Raw genomic sequence first — 21570 nt, 5'->3', positions numbered from 1 at the left:
ATATTAAAACTTAAGAGTTTAGGAACTTACTCTGCAAGTTTAGGTAAACAAACCCGTAAGCGCCCATAAACCTCAGTTTGTAGGCAATCAATTAACGATTCTTTTATTAATTCTAATATTGCTAAAAAGGTTACCACGACACCATTTCGACCTTCTTCAAGCGTAAATAAGTCACTAAAATCAACATAACACTTTTTATCACTAGCACTTTTAAGCGTTGATAGTATGTAAGCCATACGCTCTCTAGTTGATAACGACTCTTTTTGAATATGATGATGTTCAAAAGCTTGTGTTCGTTTGATCACTCCTTGTAAAGCCGCAACTAACTCCTGCAAGTCAACATTAGTGTTTTCAATGTGAGGAACAAAATTGTCAGCTAGTTCCACTTGAGCCATAAAGTTATCTCGGCCTAAGCGTGGCAACTCATCAATATTTTCTGCTGCCTGCTTAATTACTTCGTATTCTTGTAATTTTCGTACTAACTCAGCACGAGGATCGCCCTCTTCCTCTTCTACTGCTTGCTTGGGTAGTAACAACCGAGATTTAATCTCGGCTAAAATTGATGCCATCACTAAATATTCGGCCGCTAATTCCAGCTTAATGTCTTTCATTAGCTCAACATATGCCATGTATTGCGTGGTAATTGGCGCGATGGGTAAGTCTAAAATATCGAATTTTTGCTTGCGGATTAAATACAACAATAAATCAAGCGGCCCTTCGAACATCTCCAGAATAACTTCTAGGGCATCAGGCGGAATAAATAAATCTTGTGGTTTATCAACAATGGCTTCGCCACGTAGAAAAGCAAAAGGCAGCACTTGTTGCAGCATAACGCCTGACGCTTTCGTACTATCAAGAACGGCGTTTTCCAATGTTGACTCAGTAGTATCTGACATTATATTTTGACTATTTTACCGACTTATTGAAACGGCGTTGGATCGCCTTCGCCAACACGAATAATTTCAACGTCATCATTTGAAAAGTCGATAACCGTTGTTGGATGCTCACCTAAATGACCACCATTAATGATTAAGTCAACTTGATGCTCTAAAATATCGCGAATATGCTCAGGGTCAAATTCAGCAGTACTTTCACCCGGCATAATAAGCGTTGTTGACATGATCGGCTCGCCTAGCTCTTCTAACAAGGCTTGCGCGATTGCATTATCAGGCACACGAATACCAATGGTTTTACGTTTTGGATTTAACAATCTTTTTGGCACTTCCTTTGAGCCTTTAAAAATAAAGGTGTAAGGACCAGGCGTATTATTTTTCAATAATCGAAAAGCACTGTTATCAACGCGGGTGTACTCAGATAGCTCTGACAAATCACAGCACATCAGCGTAAAGTTGTGCTCTTTATCTATGTTTCTTATTTTACAAAGCCTGTCTAAGGCTTTTTTGTCACCAATATGACAACCTAAGGCATAACCAGAATCGGTTGGGTAAACAATAACGCCACCTTGGCTAATGATAGCAGCAGCTTGCTTCATTAACCGACCTTGCGGGTTATCAGGATGTACATAAAAAAACTGACTCATTATGAGCTCCGATTAATAACTAAATTTATTGACTGGGTAGCAGCTTCTACCAAATTTGCCAAATAGGCTTGGCATGCTCAGGCATTCTTAAGTTACGACCTAAATCACTCCAACGACTTGGCTGATGAAAGTCAGAGCCCATTGATGCATGTAACTCATATTCTAAACAAAAGCTTAGCATTAATTTTCGCTGAGCGTCGTTCATTTGTGGTAAAACCACTTCTAGACCGTCACCTGCAACCGCCTTAAAATGAACAATTAAACGGCGTAACCACTTAGTTGATAAATCATATCGAATGGGATGCGCCATCACTGCTACACCGCCCGCAGCATGAATAATAGCCACTGCTTCTTCAATGCTACACCAATTCGGTTTTACATAAGCTCGGTTGCCTTTGCCAATATATTTGTCAAAGGCTGCCTGCATTTTACTCACCGCACCTTGTTGCAACAATACTCTGGCAAAATGAGCACGAGTAATTGAGCCTGCACCGGCTAACGCTTTTGCTTGCTGATAAATATCAGGAAAGCCACATTTGGTTAATTTTTCGCCCATGGTAATTGCACGGGTTTCTCGACGCTGTTGTTGTTGTTCAATCAATGACAACAATGCTTCATTGTTTGGGTCTATATTTAAACCAACAATATGAATTTCAAAGCCTTGCCATTCGGTTGATATTTCAATGCCATCAATTAATGTTAATGGAATATTTTTGTCTAAAATAGTTTGTTTTGCACTATCAAGACCCGAGACCGTATCGTGATCAGTAATGGCTAAAACATCAATTTGAAAGTTAACCGCCCGTTCTATTAGCTCTTGCGGCGTCAGTGCGCCGTCAGAGCAATTAGTATGACTATGTAAATCAACGCGTAAGTTTGATAAATCTTTATCATTTTGAAAATCAGTGGTTGACAACATAACTGTGATCGGTTCTTCTATAGGGACTTAAATGCCTTAAGCAATGCTAAGTCGCTTATTAGGCAAGTGAATAAAACAATTTTACTGAGATATAACAGATAATGATACAAGTAAAGCAAACTATTTCTTTGATTTGGTGGTGGCATAACTCTACATAAGTGGGTTGTGATGTTTACTTGTAAGTAAGAATTCCGAAAACCCGCACTTTATTGCGGGTTTTTTGCTTTTAATTGATCAAGAATCAATTGACTTTTCATTTATAAATTAAAATTTTAGAGATTAACTATGTTACGAATTAAAGTTAAACGTTGGTTTTTATGGTGGCTTTTGCCTATTTACGCTGGATGACCATATTTAAAACTATTTAGGAATACCGATAACAATGAACAAGAATAACCAACAAGATAAAAATACCGAACAACACCTGCAATTAGGTGCGGTTACTAGCTTCACTGAACACTTAAGTTACCAAAGCGATCCGCTTGCTGTTTTCCACACTTTATGTGGTGATGAAAGTGGTAATTTAAAAGAAAACACCCTTTTGCTTGAATCGGCGGAAATCGATAAAAAGCACCAACTTAAAAGTCTATTACTTGCTGATACTGCTGTTAAAATTGTTTGTCATGGCAATAACGTATCTTTTACTGCACTCAGTAAAAATGGCGAAAATGCCCTAGCTTTCGCCAAACAAATACTCGTAACCCATGCCGATATTACTGAAACTGCAAATAGTCATGCTTTTACCGCGACTTTTTTGGCTACGCCAGAAGAACTAGATGAGCGCTCTCGACTACTTGCCGTCAACCCATTTCAAAGCTTACGCCTTTTTCAACAGTTAACTAATATAACTGACCACCCTTTCGCGGTATTTTTAGGTGGTGCCTTTGCTTTTGATATGATGGCAGTCAGTGAACAGCTACCCAATGTTGCTGATAGTGAAAACACCTGTCCTGATTTTGTATTTTATCTTGCTGAAACCTTGATTGTTATTGACCATGAAAAACAATCGAGTGAAGTTATTGCTAACCTATTCTCTGGTCAACACTATGAAGAGGCAAAGGCAGCACTGACAAATAAAGTTGCGGCAATTAAAGCGACACTGGCAAACAGTGTTACCGCAACACTGTCATTAAAAGCTTCAACAACTTCAAGTCAAAGTACAACTGACGACAGCTTAACTTGTGATATTGATGACCAAGCGTTTTGCCAAATCGTCAATAATTTAAAAGAGAACATTTTAGCCGGCGATATTTTTCAAGTAGTGCCTTCTCGCACTTTTAGCTTGCCTTGCTCTAATACTCTTAATGCTTATAAAGCATTAAAACGTCGCAACCCAAGTCCTTACATGTTTTATCTACAAGACAGTGACTTTTGTATGTTTGGCGCATCACCTGAATCCGCTTTAAAATATCAACAAAGTAATCGACAAGTTGAGATTTACCCTATCGCTGGTACACGTCCTCGTGGTTTTAACGCTGACGGAAGCTTGTCGCCAGACTTAGACAGCCGAATAGAGCTTGATTTACGCCTAGATAAAAAAGAATTGGCTGAGCATATTATGCTAGTCGATTTAGCCCGCAACGATATTGCTAGAGTAAGCCAACCGGGAACTCGCCACGTTGCTGATTTACTTAAAGTTGACCGTTACTCGCACGTTATGCACCTTGTTTCTCGTGTCTGCGGCACATTAGAAACCGAACTAGATGCATTACACGCCTATCAAGCCTGTATGAATATGGGCACCCTTTCCGGCGCACCAAAAGTAAAAGCAACATCACTGATTCGACAGGTTGAAGGCAAACGTCGCGGTAGTTATGGCGGTGCAGTAGGCTATTTAACCGGTGATGGTGATATGGATACTTGTATCGTTATTCGCTCTGCCTTTGTTAAAAATAACATTGCACAAGTTCAAGCAGGTGCAGGCGTGGTATTTGATTCTGACCCGCAATCTGAAGCGAATGAAACAAGACAAAAAGCGCAAGCGGTGATCAGTGCGGTTATTGAAGCTGAAAATAAAGAATTAATTATTAGCGGCAACAACAAGGAGGTTCAATCATGAGTTTAGCGAAACTAACGTCTGATACTTTACCAGACTCTTTACCAAGCTCTTTACCTGAGGTTGTAATGATAGATAACCTCGATTCGTTCACTTATAACTTAGTTGATGAGTTTCGCTGCTTAGGCTACCAATTAACAATTTATCGCAACACTTTGAGTGCTGACTTTATTTTTCAAAAGTTAAAGGAAAAGCAAAACAAAAACCCTGCTGGCGTGATTTTAGTGTTATCACCAGGGCCTGGAACACCAGCTAATGCTGGTTGTTTAATGGCGTTAATCAAACTTGCTGTTGGTCAATTTCCGGTGTTAGGTATCTGCCTTGGCCATCAAGCATTAATTGAGCATTATGGCGGCAATGTTGGCAGAGCGCCTGAGATAGTGCACGGTAAAGCTTCAAATATTACCCATACCGAGCGTGACGAATTTAATGGCATTCAGCAATCGTTGCCCGTTGCGCGTTATCACTCATTAGTCGGTTTAAAAATGCCTGAAGCACTTGAAACTACAGCATATTTAATTACTGATAATGGTGAAAAACTACCAATGGCTATCGCGCAAAAGCAAGATAACATCATTGCTTTTCAATTTCACCCTGAATCAATTTTAACCACTTTTGGTAGCACATTACTAGCGCAAAGCCTTGACTGTTTGTGCCAAAATAAAATAGCCAAGCAAGCGCAGAGCAAGGATTAATCATGGAAAATATTCTACAACAACTCGTTAATGGTCAATCACTGTCACAAGCACAGTCTCATTCATTTTTCAGTGAGGTAATGCAAGGTAATATTGCGCCTGAATTACTCGCTAGCGTACTTACTGCCCTAAAAATTAAAGGTGAAACACCAGAAGAAATCGCCGGTGCTGCCGTTGCAGTAAGAGAATATGCCACACCGTTTCCACCACAAGCACATGCGGTTAGTGATTGCGTAGGCACTGGTGGCGATGGTGCAAATACCATCAACATTTCGACTACCGCGGCTATTTTAGCCTCGGCCTGTGGCCTACCTATGGCAAAACATGGCAATCGCAGTGTTTCAAGTATGTCGGGCTCTGCTGATTTATTAGAAGCCTTTGGTGTCAATTTAATGATGTCGCCAGCAACGGCGAGCAAATGTTTACAACAAACAAACTTATGCTTTCTTTATGCTCCGGCTTATCATCCGGGCTTTAAACATGCAGGGCCAGTACGTAAAGCCATGGGCATTAGAACCTTGTTTAATATTCTTGGCCCTTTGGTAAATCCGGCAGCGCCAAAAGTCATGCTATTAGGGGTTTATACGCCAACATTAATTCCTACTATGGCAAAAAGCCTTATGCTTACAGGTGTTGAACGCGCTTGGGTTGTACATGGCAGTGGTTTAGACGAAATAGCCCTACATGGCGAAACACATGTTTGTGAAATTAACAAAGGCAAGCTAGAGCATAAAGTAGTAACCCCTGAAGATTTCGGCGTAAGCCGTTATGAGTTAGCTGATATCAAAGGTGGCACGCCACAAGAAAATGCCGACATTATTAAAGCTATTCTATCGGGTCATGGGCAAAACGCTCATAATAGTGCCGTTATTATTAACTGTGCAGCCCTACTCTACTTACATGGTAAAGCCGACAACTTAAAAGCTGCCGCGACGTTAGCAAAAGATGTACTAGCTTCAGGAAAAGCGCTAAAAAGCTTAGAGCAATTAGTTTTATTATCAAACAGCGACAGTAGCGACAAAAACCAAGGATAGTTTTAAAAATGAATGTATTAGAAAAAATTGTTGCTGACAAACGCATTGAAGTAGCGCAACGAAAAATCGACTTTCCTTTAGAGCGCTTTAAAAGTTCGTTACAGCCAAGCGAAAAAGATATGTATGCCGCGCTTGATAGAAAACAAGGCAATGCAAACGCAGGTTTTATTTTAGAGTGTAAAAAAGCTTCACCATCTAAAGGTTTAATTAGAAGCGATTTTGATGTCGCCAGTATTTGTAAAGTTTACGATAAATACGCTGCGGCTATTTCAGTGCTCACTGATGAAAAGTACTTTCAAGGCAACTTTGATTATTTAAAAATTGTTACCGAAACCGTAAAGTGTCCAGTATTAAATAAAGACTTTTTTATTGATACTTACCAAGTCTATTTGGCGCGTTATTATGGCGCTGACGCCATTTTATTAATGCTAAGTGTATTAAGTGATGCGGAATATCAAGCATTAGCAGCAGTAGCTAAATCATTAAATTTATCGATTCTTACCGAAGTATCAAATGACGAAGAGCTAACACGAGCAATAGCACTTAACGCTAAACTTATTGGTATTAATAATCGCAACTTAAGAGATCTATCAACGGATATTTCACGTACTTTTGATTTTGCGCCGAAAATTCCAGCAGATCGCATTGTGATTTCTGAATCAGGTATTTATACCAACGACCAAGTAAGAGAGCTTGCGCCAGCAGTCGACGGCTTCTTGGTGGGTAGCTCAGTCATGGCACAAGATGATATTGATTTAGCTTGTCGAACACTTATTTACGGCAATAATAAAGTTTGTGGTTTAACCGCAGCAGAGCATGCCGAAAGTGCCGTTGCTACTGGCGCGCAATTTGGCGGCTTAATTTTTGCTGAAAAGTCGCCACGCTGTATTTCGTTATCACAAGCCCAAAACATCGTTAGCCGTGTGCCTAGCCTAAATTATGTTGGTGTTTATGTTAATGAAAGCATTAGTAATATAGTTGAACATGCAAAAGCTTTAGCACTTTTTGCCGTGCAATTACATGGCGAAGAGAATCAAGAATTTATCAACCAATTAAAAGCGGCATTACCAAGCAACTGCCAAATTTGGAAAGCAGTAAAAGTTGAAAACGCCATTCCACCACTAACGTTAGCGCATGTTGAGCACTGGGTGCTTGATGGCAAAAACCCTGGCAGCGGAGAAGCCTTTGGTTGGCAATCGTTAACTGAAAGTGAGCAACTATTGTCTAAGTGTATGCTCGCAGGTGGATTAAGCCAAGACAACATTAATAGCGCATTAGCACTACAAAGCGCTCAAGATTTATTTGGTTTGGATATCAACTCAGGTGTTGAGGATAGTCCAGGCGTAAAAAGCCGTGAAAAACTTAACTCAGTATTCACGCAAATACGGAATTATTAAGATGACTGTTACAAAAAATACAGAAAAGAAAACATTACCCGCTTACTTTGGGGAATTTGGCGGTATGTTCGTTGGCGAACTTTTAGTGCCAGCATTAGAACAATTAGAGCAAGCTTTTATCGAGTCGCAATCTGATGAAGCTTTTCTAACTGAATTTAACAAACTACTAACTAGCTATGCTGGCCGCCCTACGCCACTAACCTTGTGTCGTAACATTGTTAAAAACCCACTAGCAAAAATTTACCTTAAACGTGAAGATTTACTACACGGCGGCGCACATAAAACTAACCAAGTATTGGGTCAGGCTTTACTAGCAAAGCGCATGGGTAAAACAGAAATAATTGCTGAAACTGGCGCAGGTCAACATGGTGTTGCTACGGCTATTGCTTGTTCATTATTGGGCTTAAAATGTAAAGTTTATATGGGCGCAGTTGATTGTCAGCGTCAACAGCCAAATGTTTTTCGCATGAAGCTAATGGGCGCAGAAGTTATTCCTGTTACTGCTGGCAGTGGCACACTAAAAGACGCGGTGAATGAAGCATTACGTGACTGGTCTGCCAATTACGACAACGCACATTACTTGTTAGGTACTGCTGCAGGTCCACACCCGTTCCCAACAATTGTCCGTGAATTTCAAAAAATGATCGGCGAAGAAGCGAAGCAGCAATTGTTAGCGGAAGAAGGTCGTTTACCTGATTATGTTATTGCTTGTGTTGGTGGTGGTTCAAACGCTATTGGCATGTTCAATGACTTTATTGGTGATGAAGGCGTAAAATTAATTGGTGTTGAGGCTGGTGGTAAAGGTATAAATACTGCACACCACGGCGCAACCCTTGTTGCAGGTACTAAAGGTATGCTGCACGGCAACTACACCTACATTATGCAAGATGATAATGGTCAAATAGAAGAGTCTTACTCAGTATCTGCTGGTTTAGATTACCCTGCTGTTGGCCCACAGCACGCACAATTAAAAGATTCAGGTCGTGCGCAATATGTACCAATTAATGACGATGAAGCGCTTGAAGCATTTCAATTGCTAGCCCGCAATGAAGGTATTATTCCTGCACTTGAGTCTTCACATGCGTTAGCACAAGCATTAAAAATGGCTGATCAAGTCACTAAAGAAACAGTATTTTTAGTTAACTTGTCAGGACGTGGCGATAAAGATTTAGCTCATGTAAACGCTATTATTTCTCCGGAAACTGCAGAGCAAAGTACTCTCGATGACAGCAAAGTAAAACACAGAGGAGAATCATAATGAGCCAAGCTAACCAAATAAGTACACGCTACGATGTTGCTTTTAAAAACTTAGCAGAGAAAAACCAAGGCGCTTTTATTCCTTTCGTGACCATTGGCGATCCAAATGCCGAGCAGTCATTTGAAATTATTAAAACACTAATAGATGCAGGCGCAGATGCGCTTGAGTTGGGTATTCCATTTTCAGATCCTAGTGCTGACGGTATGACTATTCAAATGGCGGCGCTTAGAGCCTTAAATGCAAATATCAATACTGATATTTGTTTAGACATTTTAGCCCGTGTTCGTGCGTACGCACCTGATATGCCGATTGGTTTATTGCTCTACGGAAACTTAGTGTTTGCCCGTGGTATTGATAATTTCTACCGAGATGTTGCCGCAGCAGGTGTTGATTCAGTACTTATTGCTGATTTGCCTATTCGTGAAAGTAAATCTTTCAGGGAAGCAGCTATTAAAAATGGTGTCGCACCAATTTTTATCGCGCCACCAAATGCCAGTGAAGCGACAATAGAAAAGGTAGCTCAATATGGCGCTGGTTATACTTATGTGCTTAGCCGTGTTGGTGTAACAGGTACAGAAACTGAAGCTGAAATGACCGGCCATAAATTGATTAGTGCCTTGGATAACTTTCAAGCAGCACCGTCAGTAATTGGTTTTGGTATTTCAAAACCTGCACAAGTAACTGAAGCGTTAGCAACAGGTGCTAAAGGTGCTATTAGTGGCTCAGCAGTGGTAAAAATTATTGAAAATAACTTAGATGATAATGTCGCTATGCTAAAAGCATTATCTGAATTTGTTGCTGCGATGAAGGTGGCGACTAAGCTTTAGTTGTTTCGGAATGGGATAGCCTAATCTAACGGTATTTGATTAGGCTACTTTATTTAGCAACGTTGTAGAATAACTCACAATATACTGCGACAATCTCTCCTAACTATTTATCTGCTTATCTTTTCCGGCTCTTTAAATCAGCCCAACGATACATTGCACGTACATTTTCTTTAAACCAATCATTATAATTTCGAAAGTGTTTATATTCAGGAAGATCAATTAAATCTGCCGCTTGATCTTCTGTCAAACCTTTTTCGAGTGCTTTACGACTTTCAAAAAGTACGGATTCATAGTAATCAAGCTGTCTTTTAACAGCTTCAATGGTGTCAGGTGGCCCATGACAAAAAGTTACCATCGCAACCTCTAGCTCTAATGTTCGACGCTGCATAGTCATCATTTCATCGATATCAATACCTGGAAGGTCAGTCCATCCGACAACATCGTTGCTCGCATAATCACAGACATAAACCAATTCTAGTTCTGGAAATATCGGCACAAGGATTGATGCTGTATGCGCATCACCTAAATAGCGCAAATCAACTGTCCTATCTCCAAACTTATAAATTTTCCCCTTATCCGTTACTGTTTCAGTAGGCAAATCAATGAATGGTACGTTTCTGTGTTTGAAATATTTTAACGTCCGTTCATGAGCAATAATAGGAACATCACTGCCAAAATTTTTACGTAAAATACGTGCACCAGCAATGTGGTCTGTATGAAGATGTGAATAAATGATCGCCAATAACGGCTTACCTGGAGAATACTTTTTTATTATCCGACTATATTCTTGTGCTGCTGAATCAGATAAAGGGTCGAAGGCTACGACACCTTTTGAAGTGACAATAAAGTTCGTGTAATAAGATTCTTCTTCATTTTTAAATTCAATTGTATAGGCGCCATTGCCAGTTTCTATTGTTTGCACATAGGTCATCGGGTTATAGCTTGCACCACGATCGTCAAAAGAAAAGTCATCTTCTGAATATGAAAGATGGCTAATTACTATTAACACTAAAAATAATAGTTTTTTAGTAAGGATAATATTTTTCATTATAAATTTCACTTAAGCTCGATTTAACATATAGATTAAAGATGAAGATTAACGATAAGACACTCACTTTAAATAGAATGTAATAACTAAGATTAACGATAAGACACTCACTTTAAATAAAATGTAATAACTAACATTGATATCCCATCAGCAGCGATGACAATATTGATTGTTTGATCATAATAAGGTCAATAAAACAGTCATTACACTTTATTTAACCGCATAATGCTACTAAACCGGCAATCACTATCCTCAGGTAACGCCTGATAAACTTTGAAAGTGTTTTTGATGGCTAAGCTGCGACTTCAAGCAAAGAGTTTATTGCAATGACTCAAATTATGTCGTCGTTTTATTTTATTGCGTTGGCAATAATCACTCAGAACATCTTCGTGACCAATTGCGCCATGAAACTGTGTGCTAAATTCAGTGGTGATGATTAACCAATTTTCCGCAGATATGTTTAACCGACTCAGTATTTTTGGTTGGTTTTCTTCAATGTAACCACGTTTATCTTCTTTGATACAGCGACCGGTTAATTCAATTAATTGTAGATAGTCGGCAAGTTCAAAAGGTAAGCCTTTAGGCATCGCTTTTCTAGGGTTACCGATAAACGGTAATAATGCCTTGGGTTGTTGGCCTTTTTCTGCCGGCTTACAACGTAGCTTTACACTAGTATGAGCGGAGTCTTCTGGCGTTTTGGCTATCTTGGCTCGAATGGGATTTAAATCAACATACGCCATGCAAGCGGCAAGCGCGGTTTCATCTAATAACGCTTGGGATTTGAATCGTCCTTCCCAAAATCTACCAGTGCAGTTGTCTTCTTGGTTAGCCTTTCTGGCAATACTTTCATTGATATAACCCATAAACCAACTAACTTTCATCAAACGTTTTCGATAAACTTCAGCCGTTGCTTTAACGATATCAAGTAACGGTTTAGTTAAATGTTCACCACGACAATATTGCTGAGTAAGCAATGTCCCTTTATATAACAGATGCCAACGCTCAAGTACTTCTTGCATACTCCACTGCTTTGCCTTCGCTTCATCGATAAATACCACCACATGATAATGGTTGCTCATCACCGCATAGGCACAAACGTCAATAGCAAAGACTTGGGTAAGAAAGTGCAGTTTATCTTCTACCCAACCTCTACGATGTTCATAGCTTTGCCCTGAGACGTTATCTTCACCACATAAAAATGCTCGTCGAACACAGCGTGCGACGCAATGATAATAAGGTGTATCGGCTAAACTGATTTGTTGCTTTCTTGGCGTTGCCATAACTCACCGAATTTGAATAAGGGTGTGGTTTTAGCTTAGTGCAAAGATTAGGACTGCTCAATTTAGAATGAGTGTCCTTTTAATTTTGCTGTGAAGCTAGGGACAGCTAAGAATGACCATGTGATCATGTGATCATGTGATCATGACATTGCATACATGGATGTAGGTACTTAGTTTTTGTCTGGAACAAAAAGCTGACCGTTCATCGTGAACATCACCATTCCTTCACATCGACATACAGGGCGTATTAATGTCGTGAAGCTAGGGACAGCTAAGAACGACCATGTGATCATGGCATTGCCTAAATGGATGTAGGTACTTAGTTTTTGTCTGGAACAAAAAACTGACCGTACATCGTGTACATAAAAAAGCTCATAAGCGTTAACTTATGAGCTTTTAATATATTAACCGTCTGTGTTCTACATTGATTAACCTGAGATTTTCGCCCAAGTATCACGTAAACCAACCGTGCGGTTAAACACTAACTTTCCTTCAGCCATATCTTGCGCTGAAATTTTGTTATCAAGGCAGAAGTAACCTTGACGTTCAAATTGAAAGGCTTTTTCTGGCTCAGCTGTTGCTAAATGTGGTTCAACTTTCGCATTAGCAATAGTGACTAATGATTCAGGGTTCATCACCGCATGAAAGTCTTCTTCTGCACCTGGATTCGGCACCGTAAATAAGCGGTCATACAAACGAACTTCAGCATCAAGGCTTTGCTCAGCAGCAACCCAGTGAATAACACCTTTTGGCTTAGTGCCATCTGTTGGGTTTGCACCTAACGTTTCAGAATCATACTTACAGTAAACGGTTGTTACATTGCCTGCTTCGTCTTTGTCACAACTTGTTGCTGTTACCACGTAGGCACCACGTAAACGTACGGCTTTATCAAGCACTAAACGTTTGTACTTTTTATTTGCTTCTTCTCTAAAATCTTCCGCTTCAATGTAAAGCTCTTTCGCGAATGGCACTACACGTGTTCCTTGGCTTTCATCGCTTGGATGATTTTTCACATCAAGGTTTTCAACTTGCCCTTCTGGGTAGTTTTCAATCACGAGTTTAATCGGGTCAAGCACCGCCATTGCACGTGGCGCGTTGTCATTTAGATCTTCGCGGATACAAGCGTCTAATACACTCATTTCTACGGTATTATCCATTTTTGTTACACCAATGCGCTTGGCGAATTCACGCATTGAAGCTGGGGTAAAACCACGTCGACGAAAAGCTGCAATAGTTGGCATACGTGGGTCGTCCCAACCGCTAACTAAGTTTTCTTCAACCAAATTGTTGAGTTTACGCTTACTCATCACCGTGTATTCAAGGTTTAAGCGCGAAAACTCATATTGATGTGGTGTGGTTTCAATGGAAATATTTTCAATAACCCAGTCATATAAACGACGGTTATCTTGAAACTCTAAAGTACAAATTGAATGCGTAACACCTTCAATAGCATCAGAAATACAATGAGTAAAATCATACATTGGGTAAATGCACCATTTATCACCTGTTTGGTGATGATGAGCAAATTTAACACGATAAATAATTGGATCACGCATACACATGAAACTTGATGCCATGTCTATTTTCGCACGTAATGCACATTCACCTTCTTTGAAGCCACCGTCTTTCATTTTTTCAAATAATGCGAGATTTTCTTCAACTGACGTATCACGGTACGGGCTATTCTTACCTGGTTGCTTTAACGTACCACGGTACTCACGAGTTTCTTCAGCATTTAAAAAGCATACGTAAGCTAAGCCTTTTTCAATAAGCTCAACCGCATAACCGTATAACCGGTCAAAGTAGCCTGAAGAATAATGAATATCGCCAGCCCACTGAAAACCTAACCATTTCACATCTTCTTGAATAGAGTTTACGTAATCAATATCTTCTTTTTCTGGGTTGGTGTCATCAAATCGTAAATTACACAAGCCGTTGTAATCTTGAGCAATACCAAAATTCAAACAAATAGATTTCGCATGACCAATATGCAGGTAGCCATTTGGCTCCGGCGGAAAACGTGTTTGCACACTGCTATGCTTACCACTAGCAAGATCGGCATCAATAATTTGACGAATAAAATTGGTTGGACGGTTTTCAACTTCCGACATCCACAGAACCCCTAAAATATGAAAATTTAAATAGTATTATGGCGGCATTATATCAACAGATTTAACCAGAGCGCACCTAAAGATTAAGATTACTTTGCAATTAGCTACTAGGCAAACCTAAGCATTGATAGGCGACTTCAGTTATATTCTTTGCTCAAATATTACGGTAGCGATTTTATTGCTGCAGTTAGCGCTGGCTTTAGCATTTGAAGTTGTGTGTTTTTACTATCCGCAATCAATACGAACATAGCATTTAAAAACTCACGTGCATTATGTAAGTTTGCTAGGCCTTGATTATTCTTGTATGTCTGCTGCCAATTGGCCGTTGGCGCTTTTGTAATATATTGCTGCAACCAATTTTTCCAGTCTTGCTCTGTATGTTGCTCCTGTAAAAAAATATAAAGCAATGGCATTACTAAACGCTTAGGTTCGCCATAAGTATAAAAATGGCCATTTTTAGGAAGAACTTGCTGGCCGATTGCTTCAAGCATGGTCGACAATTGTTTTTTGTTTATTTCAGGATTTAAGGCTAACTGCAAAAATAAATCCGCAGTGTGTGCGACATTATGTCGCCAACCAACAACGTTATCAAATCCCCTGTAATCAGTAATATTGCTCATGTACTTTGCACTTTTTACGACTAATAACTCGCGTTGATCTGCTGGCAGGTAAGGTGTTTTTCTATCAACTCGCGCTAATTCAGCCAGCATCAACGTAATAAAAGGCTGATAAATTTTATTATCATCAATAGTTTCTTGACCAAAATCATTCAATAATTTTTCATACATCATTTGGTAAGTATTTTGGGGTAATTGATTTGATCTTAACCACGCAGAAAGTCCCGCATATGCAACGCCATCACGAATATTGCTTTGTGGAACTGCCAAGCAATTAACTAACTGTAAAGCCAATTCGTTACGTTCAACATCACTTTCAATATTAAATTTTCTTGTAGCTAAATCTAGCAGAGCTTGCTGATTCCATTCATTGGTATAACATTGCTTAGCCAAGTGGTTTGCATTAACACTGTCACCATAAGCTGCACCAATGGGCAATAGTAAAAAATACAATAAAGTCGTGACAACTAATTTATTAAAAATGTCTAAATATGCCATTATGATCCTCGTCCGCCTTTTAAAGGTTATTGATTTGGTACTTTAAACAAGAGAAGCTATCAACCAAACATGCCTAACTACTTAAAATTCAAAAATTTACAGTAAAAATCGATAAAAATCAAATTGACAACTTATAAAAAATACCGTTCACATCAGACCAGTTAATTGCTATGTTGTAATAACCAAATAGCGATATTCGTAAAAATCCCATTATGCCAGAATCTATAAGCCCAACATCATCAAAAGTCACCAAATCACTTGTATTCAAAGAGTTCCAAAGGTGGCAGCAAAAGTCCAAAAGCCAAATGACAGTCAACGGCTATTACCGTGCAGGAGAGGCAACAGGGAAACGTATTCATTTATTGCACGGAACAGGTTTTTCCGCCATGACCATGGCAGCTATGGCATCTCAATTACCTAATGACAGCTCTATTTGGTTGACGGATGTTCCAGGCCATGGATTATCAACTCAGCCTACAAAAAAAATGCCTCATTGGGGGAAAATGGCAGATACTGTGGCTGACGCCATATATAAACAAGCAAACGTAAAAGAAAATGGACCATTAATTGGTATAGGCCATTCAATGGGCGCAATTTTAACGATTTTAGCCGCCGAAAAATATCCAGATCTTTTTAGTGAAATTATTTTATTAGATCCGGTACTTTTCAAAAACGAAATGATTATTGCCCAACAATTAATGCGAGTCACCGGTGTTTGGCGTCATAGAGCCTTGGTAAAGTCGGTAAGTAATCGCACGAATACATGGCCAAGCGTAAAAGTCATGGAAAGTGAAATTGCAATTAAGTCCTTTTATAAACCTTGGCACCCACAAGTCATTAATGACTATTGCCATTACTCAACCACCACTAGCACTGATAACTCTGTAGAGCTATCTTGCTCACCAAAATGGGAAGCATCAATATTTGGCTCATACCCGAAAGGACTTTGGCAGGCAGTAAGAAAAGTTAAGCTGCCGGTTAATATTTTAGTCGCTAACAAAACTTATTTTTTCATCCCTACAGCTGTAAAACGAGCTGCTAAAATGAATAAAAGTATTCAATGGCAGAAGTTTGGTAATCACCATTGTTTTCCGATGGAGCAACCACTTGAAACGGCGGCGATACTAACTAAACTAATAACTAAAGGTTAAAAAGACCTATTGATTGATTTAACTCTATATCCTCGGTTGTTTTTTTTTAATATAATTTAATTAAATATATTCAGGCGAAAGTCTTTAACTTATTTTCATGTCTTTATAGCAAAACAATAGGAAGCCTTCTTTGAGACTCTTATACACTCTAATAATTCTTAGCTACTTTTGCGCGCATGTTCAAGCAAAAGAGCCAGTATTAGAAATTGTTAGTGAACATTGGCCACCTTACATTGTTCAAGGCACTGATGTTAACGATGAGGTTTCAGGCATTGTTACCAATAAAATTAGAGCTATCTTCGATAGCTCTCCAATTCAATATCAAATAAATGTTTACCCGTGGGCCCGCAGTTATTATTTAGCTAAAAATAAGCCTAATGTTTTAATTTATTCTATTTATAAAACATCTGAACGCACTCCTAATTTCATATGGTTCTGCCCCATTCATGCGAAAACGCCAGTAAACATATATAAATTGAAGAAAAATAAAACTGACATAAGTAGCTTATCATCAATTAGTAGCGCGGTAGTCGGCGTATTACGTAATGATAATAGCCACGATTACATGTTGAACAGTGGTTTTATTGAGGGCCAAAACTTAACCGTATCATCTAGCGAAGAAAATAATATACAGAAGTTACTTAGAGGAAGAATAGATGCAATTATTCAATCTAAAGATGCTTTAATTTATCGAATACAGCATACCAATTTCACCATCGATGATTTCGTCGTTGGTTTTCAGTTACATCAAGACACCAATACTGAGCATTGCATGGCGCTAAGCAAAAACTCGGATCCTACTGTAATAAATGCTGTTAAGAGAGCATTTAAGTTATGGCTTACACGAAGGGAGTAAAGTTGCGCTTATATATTTCAATAAAAATTTGCTTATGTTAATCTAATGTTAAGCTATTGAAAATACACGGATGTTAAAATGAATAAGCTTTACACTATTAGTCTATTACCCGCTATTTTTTTCTCAAATTACACAACAGCCATTGAACTATCCAAGTATTTAAGCACATCTATCGAGCCAACTCCCAAAGTTCGTGTTACTCCTAGATATCCTGCAGATGCCGCAAGGAGCAGTCGTGAAGGTTGGGCAAAATTTAGCTTTATTATCGAGAAAGACGGCAGTGTTTCAAATGTTATTACTCAAGAAACATCAGGAAGTAAAGATCTCACCCTAGCAGCGAAAAAAGCTCTAATAAAATGGCAATATGAGCCTGCAATAGAAAACGGTCATCCCGTTCAGCAATGTGTCAATAATGTGCAATTTAGTTTTAACATGAGAAAAAATGGAACTTCTGGCGCAACGAAGCGCTTCAAAGACTTATATATTAAGACACAAGAAGCACTGAAAGAAAAAAACTATTCAAAAACACAAGCACTCCTCGCGCGTTTTAAAAAAATAAAGTATCTGCACTTGTCTGAAAATAACTATCTGCAACTACTTCATGCTCAATATGCTAGTGAAATTGGTGATCCCGCATTGCAACTTTCTCATCTCTATAGTGTAAAAATTCCAGCAGGTGAAAAAAATAATCAACAACGTTTATCAGTACTCAAGCAACGATTTTTGTTAGAGGTAAAACTAAATCGGCTGAAATATGCTTACAGCACCTTTAAAAGCATCGAAAAAATACCACAATCTCAAACAGAACTACAAAGCTATAAAGATATAATTAAGCGTATTGATAATTTTATTGTTTCCGACAAAGAGTTGATTGTTAATGCCAATATTAAGAAAAACGACTATTGGCATCATGCCTTGGTTCGAAATGAATTCTCGTTAACGAATATCAATGGCAAGTTATCGAAAATGGATATTCGCTGTGCCAATAAGCGTCATGTTTACTCAATTGAAAACAATAACACTTGGAAGATCCCAAATTCATGGCAACAATGCAAACTGTTCATTTTTGGTGAAAATGATACTAGCTTTAACATAGTAGAATACCCTTTCAACACTTAATAAAAGGTAAAGGGTATTACTTTAATTGATACGAGTTTTAGCTAGATCTGCTAATGATGGAGATAGCTTGGCTAAATTATCCAGTTCAATTTTTATGATGTCTTTGGGAAGTTTTTTAATTAATAACTTACCTATTCTAGATGCTTTTTTTGAAGCAGAAAAAATTAAAAGATTTTTGTTGTCACATTTCACATCATGAAACACGGTACGCAACTTTAAGCGATTAGTTTTAAGTAGCTTTCTTAATCGCCCTTTGTCATCGATGGCAATATATTCACAAATATTTTGAGCTAAGTTTGCACTATTGCTAGTAGGTACAAAGGATAGCCAAAAACTAATGATAATAAGAACAGTACAGCGAAATTTCATAGGTACCTCATCATTTACATAAACGCCCTTTTCTGTACTAAGTTTAGACCGTATTCAAAATATGATTAAATATAAACATTGATCTAATCCATATAAATGATCAAAAACTGACAATTTAACGCCTTCAAAGTTTTTAGTTGCTTCTGAGGGGTAAATACATCGGCGGGACGTTCTCCAAATTGAGTCTGTTTCATTTCTTGGGAAAAGGCATATGATTGAGAGATACCTGTATGAGTCGATAATTGCAAACGCTTGCCATCAAAGTTATATAGGCCTTTTATGAGTATGAAGTCTTCCTCATAAGGCCCTTTCTCAAATTCAAGCACGAACTCTTCATCGTTAGAAAACATGATAGTGCCATCAGCAAACGCACAAGATTGTGTTCTTAAGTATGCAGGCATGATGGGAGTAATATTACTTTCATTGCGTAAATACAAACCAAGATGATTTTCACTATAGAAGTGTTTTCCTTGGGCAAAGGTTAAATGCGCTAAGCTAGCAAAATTTGATGAAACGAGCACTGAATTGATCTCAGCTAGTAAACTAATATCAGTAAAACTTGGGTGCGTAGAAATAGTACTAGGAGAAAATTCTTTAGGGATAGTAATACGTGAGTTGACAATTTTTATCGGTAGCTGATTCAACTTACCAGTTAGGTCCTTTATTTCCTTTTCAGAATAACCTTCATTAACCAGGTGCACATATGTATTTGAACACGCAGTTAACAGTAGGCTTGTAAGTAATCCATATAATTTTATTTTCATTTATATCCTTATCTTTAATTAAGCATTGCTATAAAAACATTAAAAACAAAATAACCATCTGAAATTAAAGTAAATTATAAATAAGCTACGGCTTAAATTAAATTGAATAGCAAATTAACTTTTCACGGTCAATTACCATAAGTAATCTGAACTCTGGATAGGCAGCACTTACTCAATATGGTCTTTTATCCCATTCTCTGCGTTAAAGTGTTGATAAGTAGTACGCTATTCATCAACATCTCGCCTTGATAATAGAATAAAATAAAATAAAACATCAAGCACTCATTATCCAGAGTTCAGGTTGAGTAATTAATTGGAGCATAAAATGAATAAATATATTTTCACTTTGTTGTTGATAGTGTTATCTACGCCAACGATATCAAAGGCCACTGAAAGCCACAGCAATACTATTAACCAAAAACAAGTAATGACGAAAGGGATTAATCACCTCGGATTAACTGTTAAAAATTTACAGGCATCGAGTAATTTTTTTATTAAGACTTTAGGTTGGAAAGAAGCTGGTGGCTACCCTGATTATCCGTCTATATTTGTAACTGATGGCAAGCTATTTTTGACACTTTGGCAAACAAAGGATATTAATAATACGGTTCCATTTGATCGTAAAAACAATGTCGGCTTACACCATCTTGCTTTAAGCGTTACCAGTGAAGCTATTTTAAATGAATTGCACAAGCGGTTTAAGTCAGTCCCTGGCCTGATTATCGAGTTTGCACCTGAATTGAATGGTAATGGACCAACTATTCATATGATGATCCGAGAGCCAAGCGGTAATCGTATCGAATTTTCTTACAACCCTTCAAGAAACTAGCGTTTTTTGAGGCCATTGATTATTATATTTAGGTGCGATTGATCTTCGTTTAATAGTTCAGCAGAGAAATATAATCGACTTAATTAAGGCGAAAGTGGTGTAATTTGGTTACCTTAATTAGCTATTTTCAACCCAAAGTAAGTCGACTCTAGCAACGGCCCTTTGGGCAATGGCTTTTTTTAGCGCTAGCTGTATTAACATTTCATTTATTTGGAACTACCAAACCTCGTTCATTATGTTCTACCAACATTAAAATCAGCCAACTGCTTAAAATACAAGTAAGGTTGACAGCCCCTAGTAAAAATAAGTAAAAAAACGCAGAAAACTGCGTTTTTTTTGTGCTTACATTTATAATTAAAACTGCGCAACAACTTGTTCAACAACAGTCTTAATAGCTTTACTTGGGTTGTCTTGATCGGCAGATTTTATACGTTTAACAGCCCAACCATGCCATACCGGCTGATGGCTTTTAACATCATAAACATCAATAGCTAACTTACCTTCAGTATACTTTCTGACCTGATTTTCGTTACTTATACCGATGCTGCCATAGTACCTATGTCCCCATAAAAAACGACTACGGTAGCTTGTAGGAAGTGAGTCAACTCTAACTTTTTCACGGCTGCCCATAGTGTAAGATATAGTAAAATCTGCTTGCTCTACGTTATTAATTAACTGATAACCTTTGGCAATAAATGCTTGTTCGATAGCATTATCAATTCTAACTTTCATTACAGGATTAACATCAACGGGTTCAGCCAAAATCTTAGTTTCTTTCAACCATGAAAATGTTTTGTAACTCGTCGTTGATATTTCACTATTCCGATCAAAATTCACTCTCGCCTGCTGAGTTGCCGCACAACCTGCAATACTGCCAATAAGTGCGAGTATAATTATTAATTTATTTTTTAACATAAATCCGTCCTGTCAACTTCAATGAAATACAATTTATAGCTAGTAGACTAACATATCAGTTATGAAAATTTGTTGAATTATGTAACTTAATCGCTGTTAATTTATTATAACAATACCAACAAACTTATAAATAAAATCAAGTACCTGAGTTTTATCTGCTATGTAAAACATACCTGTAACTTACATTTTACCCTATAGACCCTGTAAGGTTTAAAGGCATGTACATTTTTTGTCATCCTCCATAATAGAAGAATTATTGACGAAATCGTAACTTTTCATTGACACTT

General features: G+C 38.2%; 20 protein-coding genes. 10 read left to right on the top strand and 10 right to left on the bottom strand.

Annotated features, from left to right (window positions below):
• Positions 1-26: 26 nt before the first annotated feature.
• The 3 genes from B7C41_RS15395 to rnm are packed head-to-tail and all read right to left on the bottom strand — an operon-like array spanning position 27 to position 2459.
• Entirely contained in the window at positions 27-896 is an 870-nt protein-coding gene (locus B7C41_RS15395) for a segregation and condensation protein A (RefSeq protein WP_085299831.1), read from the bottom strand.
• A gap of 23 nt (positions 897-919) precedes the next feature.
• Positions 920-1540 (bottom strand): L-threonylcarbamoyladenylate synthase, encoded by a 621-nt coding sequence (locus tag B7C41_RS15390; protein ID WP_085299830.1) that lies wholly within the window; start codon positions 1538-1540, stop codon positions 920-922.
• 46 nt (positions 1541-1586) lie between these two features.
• Positions 1587-2459: an RNase RNM gene (gene rnm / locus B7C41_RS15385; protein ID WP_085299829.1), complete on the bottom strand. Its 873-nt coding sequence runs from the start codon at positions 2457-2459 to the stop codon at positions 1587-1589.
• Between the two features lie 382 nt (positions 2460-2841).
• Between rnm and B7C41_RS15380 the strand changes: the two genes are divergently transcribed.
• The 6 genes from B7C41_RS15380 (at position 2842) to trpA (ending at position 9726) form a co-directional block, all read left to right on the top strand.
• Entirely contained in the window at positions 2842-4518 is a 1677-nt protein-coding gene (locus tag B7C41_RS15380; RefSeq protein ID WP_085299828.1) for an anthranilate synthase component 1, read from the top strand.
• A gap of 65 nt (positions 4519-4583) precedes the next feature.
• Positions 4584-5210, top strand: coding sequence for an aminodeoxychorismate/anthranilate synthase component II (locus tag B7C41_RS15375; RefSeq protein ID WP_235839745.1), 627 nt, complete (start codon positions 4584-4586; stop codon positions 5208-5210).
• Between the two features lie 2 nt (positions 5211-5212).
• A complete protein-coding gene (gene trpD / locus B7C41_RS15370; protein WP_085299826.1) occupies positions 5213-6244 on the top strand; it encodes an anthranilate phosphoribosyltransferase in 1032 nt (343 codons plus the stop codon).
• An 8-nt stretch (positions 6245-6252) separates the two neighbouring features.
• Complete coding sequence (trpCF, locus tag B7C41_RS15365) at positions 6253-7641, top strand: bifunctional indole-3-glycerol-phosphate synthase TrpC/phosphoribosylanthranilate isomerase TrpF (protein WP_085299825.1); 1389 nt, start codon at positions 6253-6255, stop codon at positions 7639-7641.
• A 1-nt stretch (position 7642) separates the two neighbouring features.
• The gene (gene trpB / locus B7C41_RS15360; protein WP_085299824.1) at positions 7643-8899 is read left to right on the top strand and encodes a tryptophan synthase subunit beta; all 1257 of its coding nucleotides are present in this window, start codon (positions 7643-7645) and stop codon (positions 8897-8899) included.
• Positions 8899-9726: a tryptophan synthase subunit alpha gene (gene trpA / locus B7C41_RS15355; protein WP_085299823.1), complete on the top strand. Its 828-nt coding sequence runs from the start codon at positions 8899-8901 to the stop codon at positions 9724-9726. Before trpB ends, trpA begins: the two co-directional genes overlap by 1 nt.
• 115 nt (positions 9727-9841) lie before the next feature.
• Here the strand turns inward: trpA and B7C41_RS15350 are convergent, their stop codons facing one another.
• The 4 genes from B7C41_RS15350 to B7C41_RS15335 form a co-directional block, all read right to left on the bottom strand.
• Positions 9842-10735 (bottom strand): MBL fold metallo-hydrolase, encoded by an 894-nt coding sequence (locus B7C41_RS15350; protein ID WP_158089145.1) that lies wholly within the window; start codon positions 10733-10735, stop codon positions 9842-9844.
• A gap of 344 nt (positions 10736-11079) precedes the next feature.
• Complete coding sequence (locus B7C41_RS15345; protein WP_085299821.1) at positions 11080-12054, bottom strand: transposase; 975 nt, start codon at positions 12052-12054, stop codon at positions 11080-11082.
• Between the two features lie 428 nt (positions 12055-12482).
• Positions 12483-14165, bottom strand: a complete 1683-nt coding sequence (glnS, locus tag B7C41_RS15340; protein ID WP_085299820.1) for a glutamine--tRNA ligase — start codon at positions 14163-14165, stop codon at positions 12483-12485.
• Between the two features lie 161 nt (positions 14166-14326).
• Positions 14327-15280, bottom strand: a complete 954-nt coding sequence (locus B7C41_RS15335) for a DUF2785 domain-containing protein (RefSeq protein ID WP_085299819.1) — start codon at positions 15278-15280, stop codon at positions 14327-14329.
• A 212-nt stretch (positions 15281-15492) separates the two neighbouring features.
• On the opposite strand from B7C41_RS15335, the gene B7C41_RS15330 reads away from it, so the two are divergent.
• The 3 genes from B7C41_RS15330 to B7C41_RS15320 all read left to right on the top strand — a co-directional run bounded on the left by B7C41_RS15330 (position 15493) and on the right by B7C41_RS15320 (position 18406).
• Positions 15493-16431, top strand: a complete 939-nt coding sequence (locus B7C41_RS15330) for an alpha/beta fold hydrolase (protein WP_085299818.1) — start codon at positions 15493-15495, stop codon at positions 16429-16431.
• 130 nt (positions 16432-16561) lie between these two features.
• Positions 16562-17287 (top strand): substrate-binding periplasmic protein, encoded by a 726-nt coding sequence (locus B7C41_RS15325; RefSeq protein WP_085299817.1) that lies wholly within the window; start codon positions 16562-16564, stop codon positions 17285-17287.
• Between the two features lie 78 nt (positions 17288-17365).
• Positions 17366-18406 (top strand): energy transducer TonB, encoded by a 1041-nt coding sequence (locus B7C41_RS15320; RefSeq protein ID WP_085299816.1) that lies wholly within the window; start codon positions 17366-17368, stop codon positions 18404-18406.
• Between the two features lie 21 nt (positions 18407-18427).
• Here the strand turns inward: B7C41_RS15320 and B7C41_RS15315 are convergent, their stop codons facing one another.
• Together B7C41_RS15315 and B7C41_RS15310 are read right to left on the bottom strand one after the other, a co-directional pair.
• Positions 18428-18775 (bottom strand): DUF3718 domain-containing protein, encoded by a 348-nt coding sequence (locus B7C41_RS15315; RefSeq protein WP_085299815.1) that lies wholly within the window; start codon positions 18773-18775, stop codon positions 18428-18430.
• A gap of 83 nt (positions 18776-18858) precedes the next feature.
• Positions 18859-19539 (bottom strand): hypothetical protein, encoded by a 681-nt coding sequence (locus tag B7C41_RS15310; RefSeq protein WP_085299814.1) that lies wholly within the window; start codon positions 19537-19539, stop codon positions 18859-18861.
• A 325-nt stretch (positions 19540-19864) separates the two neighbouring features.
• Here B7C41_RS15310 and B7C41_RS15305 point away from each other — a divergent pair, with 325 nt between their 5' ends.
• The gene (locus tag B7C41_RS15305) at positions 19865-20368 is read left to right on the top strand and encodes a VOC family protein (RefSeq protein WP_235839735.1); all 504 of its coding nucleotides are present in this window, start codon (positions 19865-19867) and stop codon (positions 20366-20368) included.
• 354 nt (positions 20369-20722) lie between these two features.
• Here B7C41_RS15305 and B7C41_RS15300 read toward each other — a convergent pair whose 3' ends face one another.
• On the bottom strand, positions 20723-21283 hold the full coding sequence (locus tag B7C41_RS15300; RefSeq protein WP_085299813.1) for a DUF4136 domain-containing protein: 561 nt from the start codon (positions 21281-21283) through the stop codon (positions 20723-20725).
• Positions 21284-21570 lie beyond the last annotated feature (287 nt).

The sequence above is a fragment of the Cognaticolwellia mytili genome (genome assembly GCF_002104475.1).
GTDB lineage: Bacteria > Pseudomonadota > Gammaproteobacteria > Enterobacterales > Alteromonadaceae > Cognaticolwellia > Cognaticolwellia mytili.
This window is presented reverse-complemented; position numbering and strand designations above follow the sequence as displayed.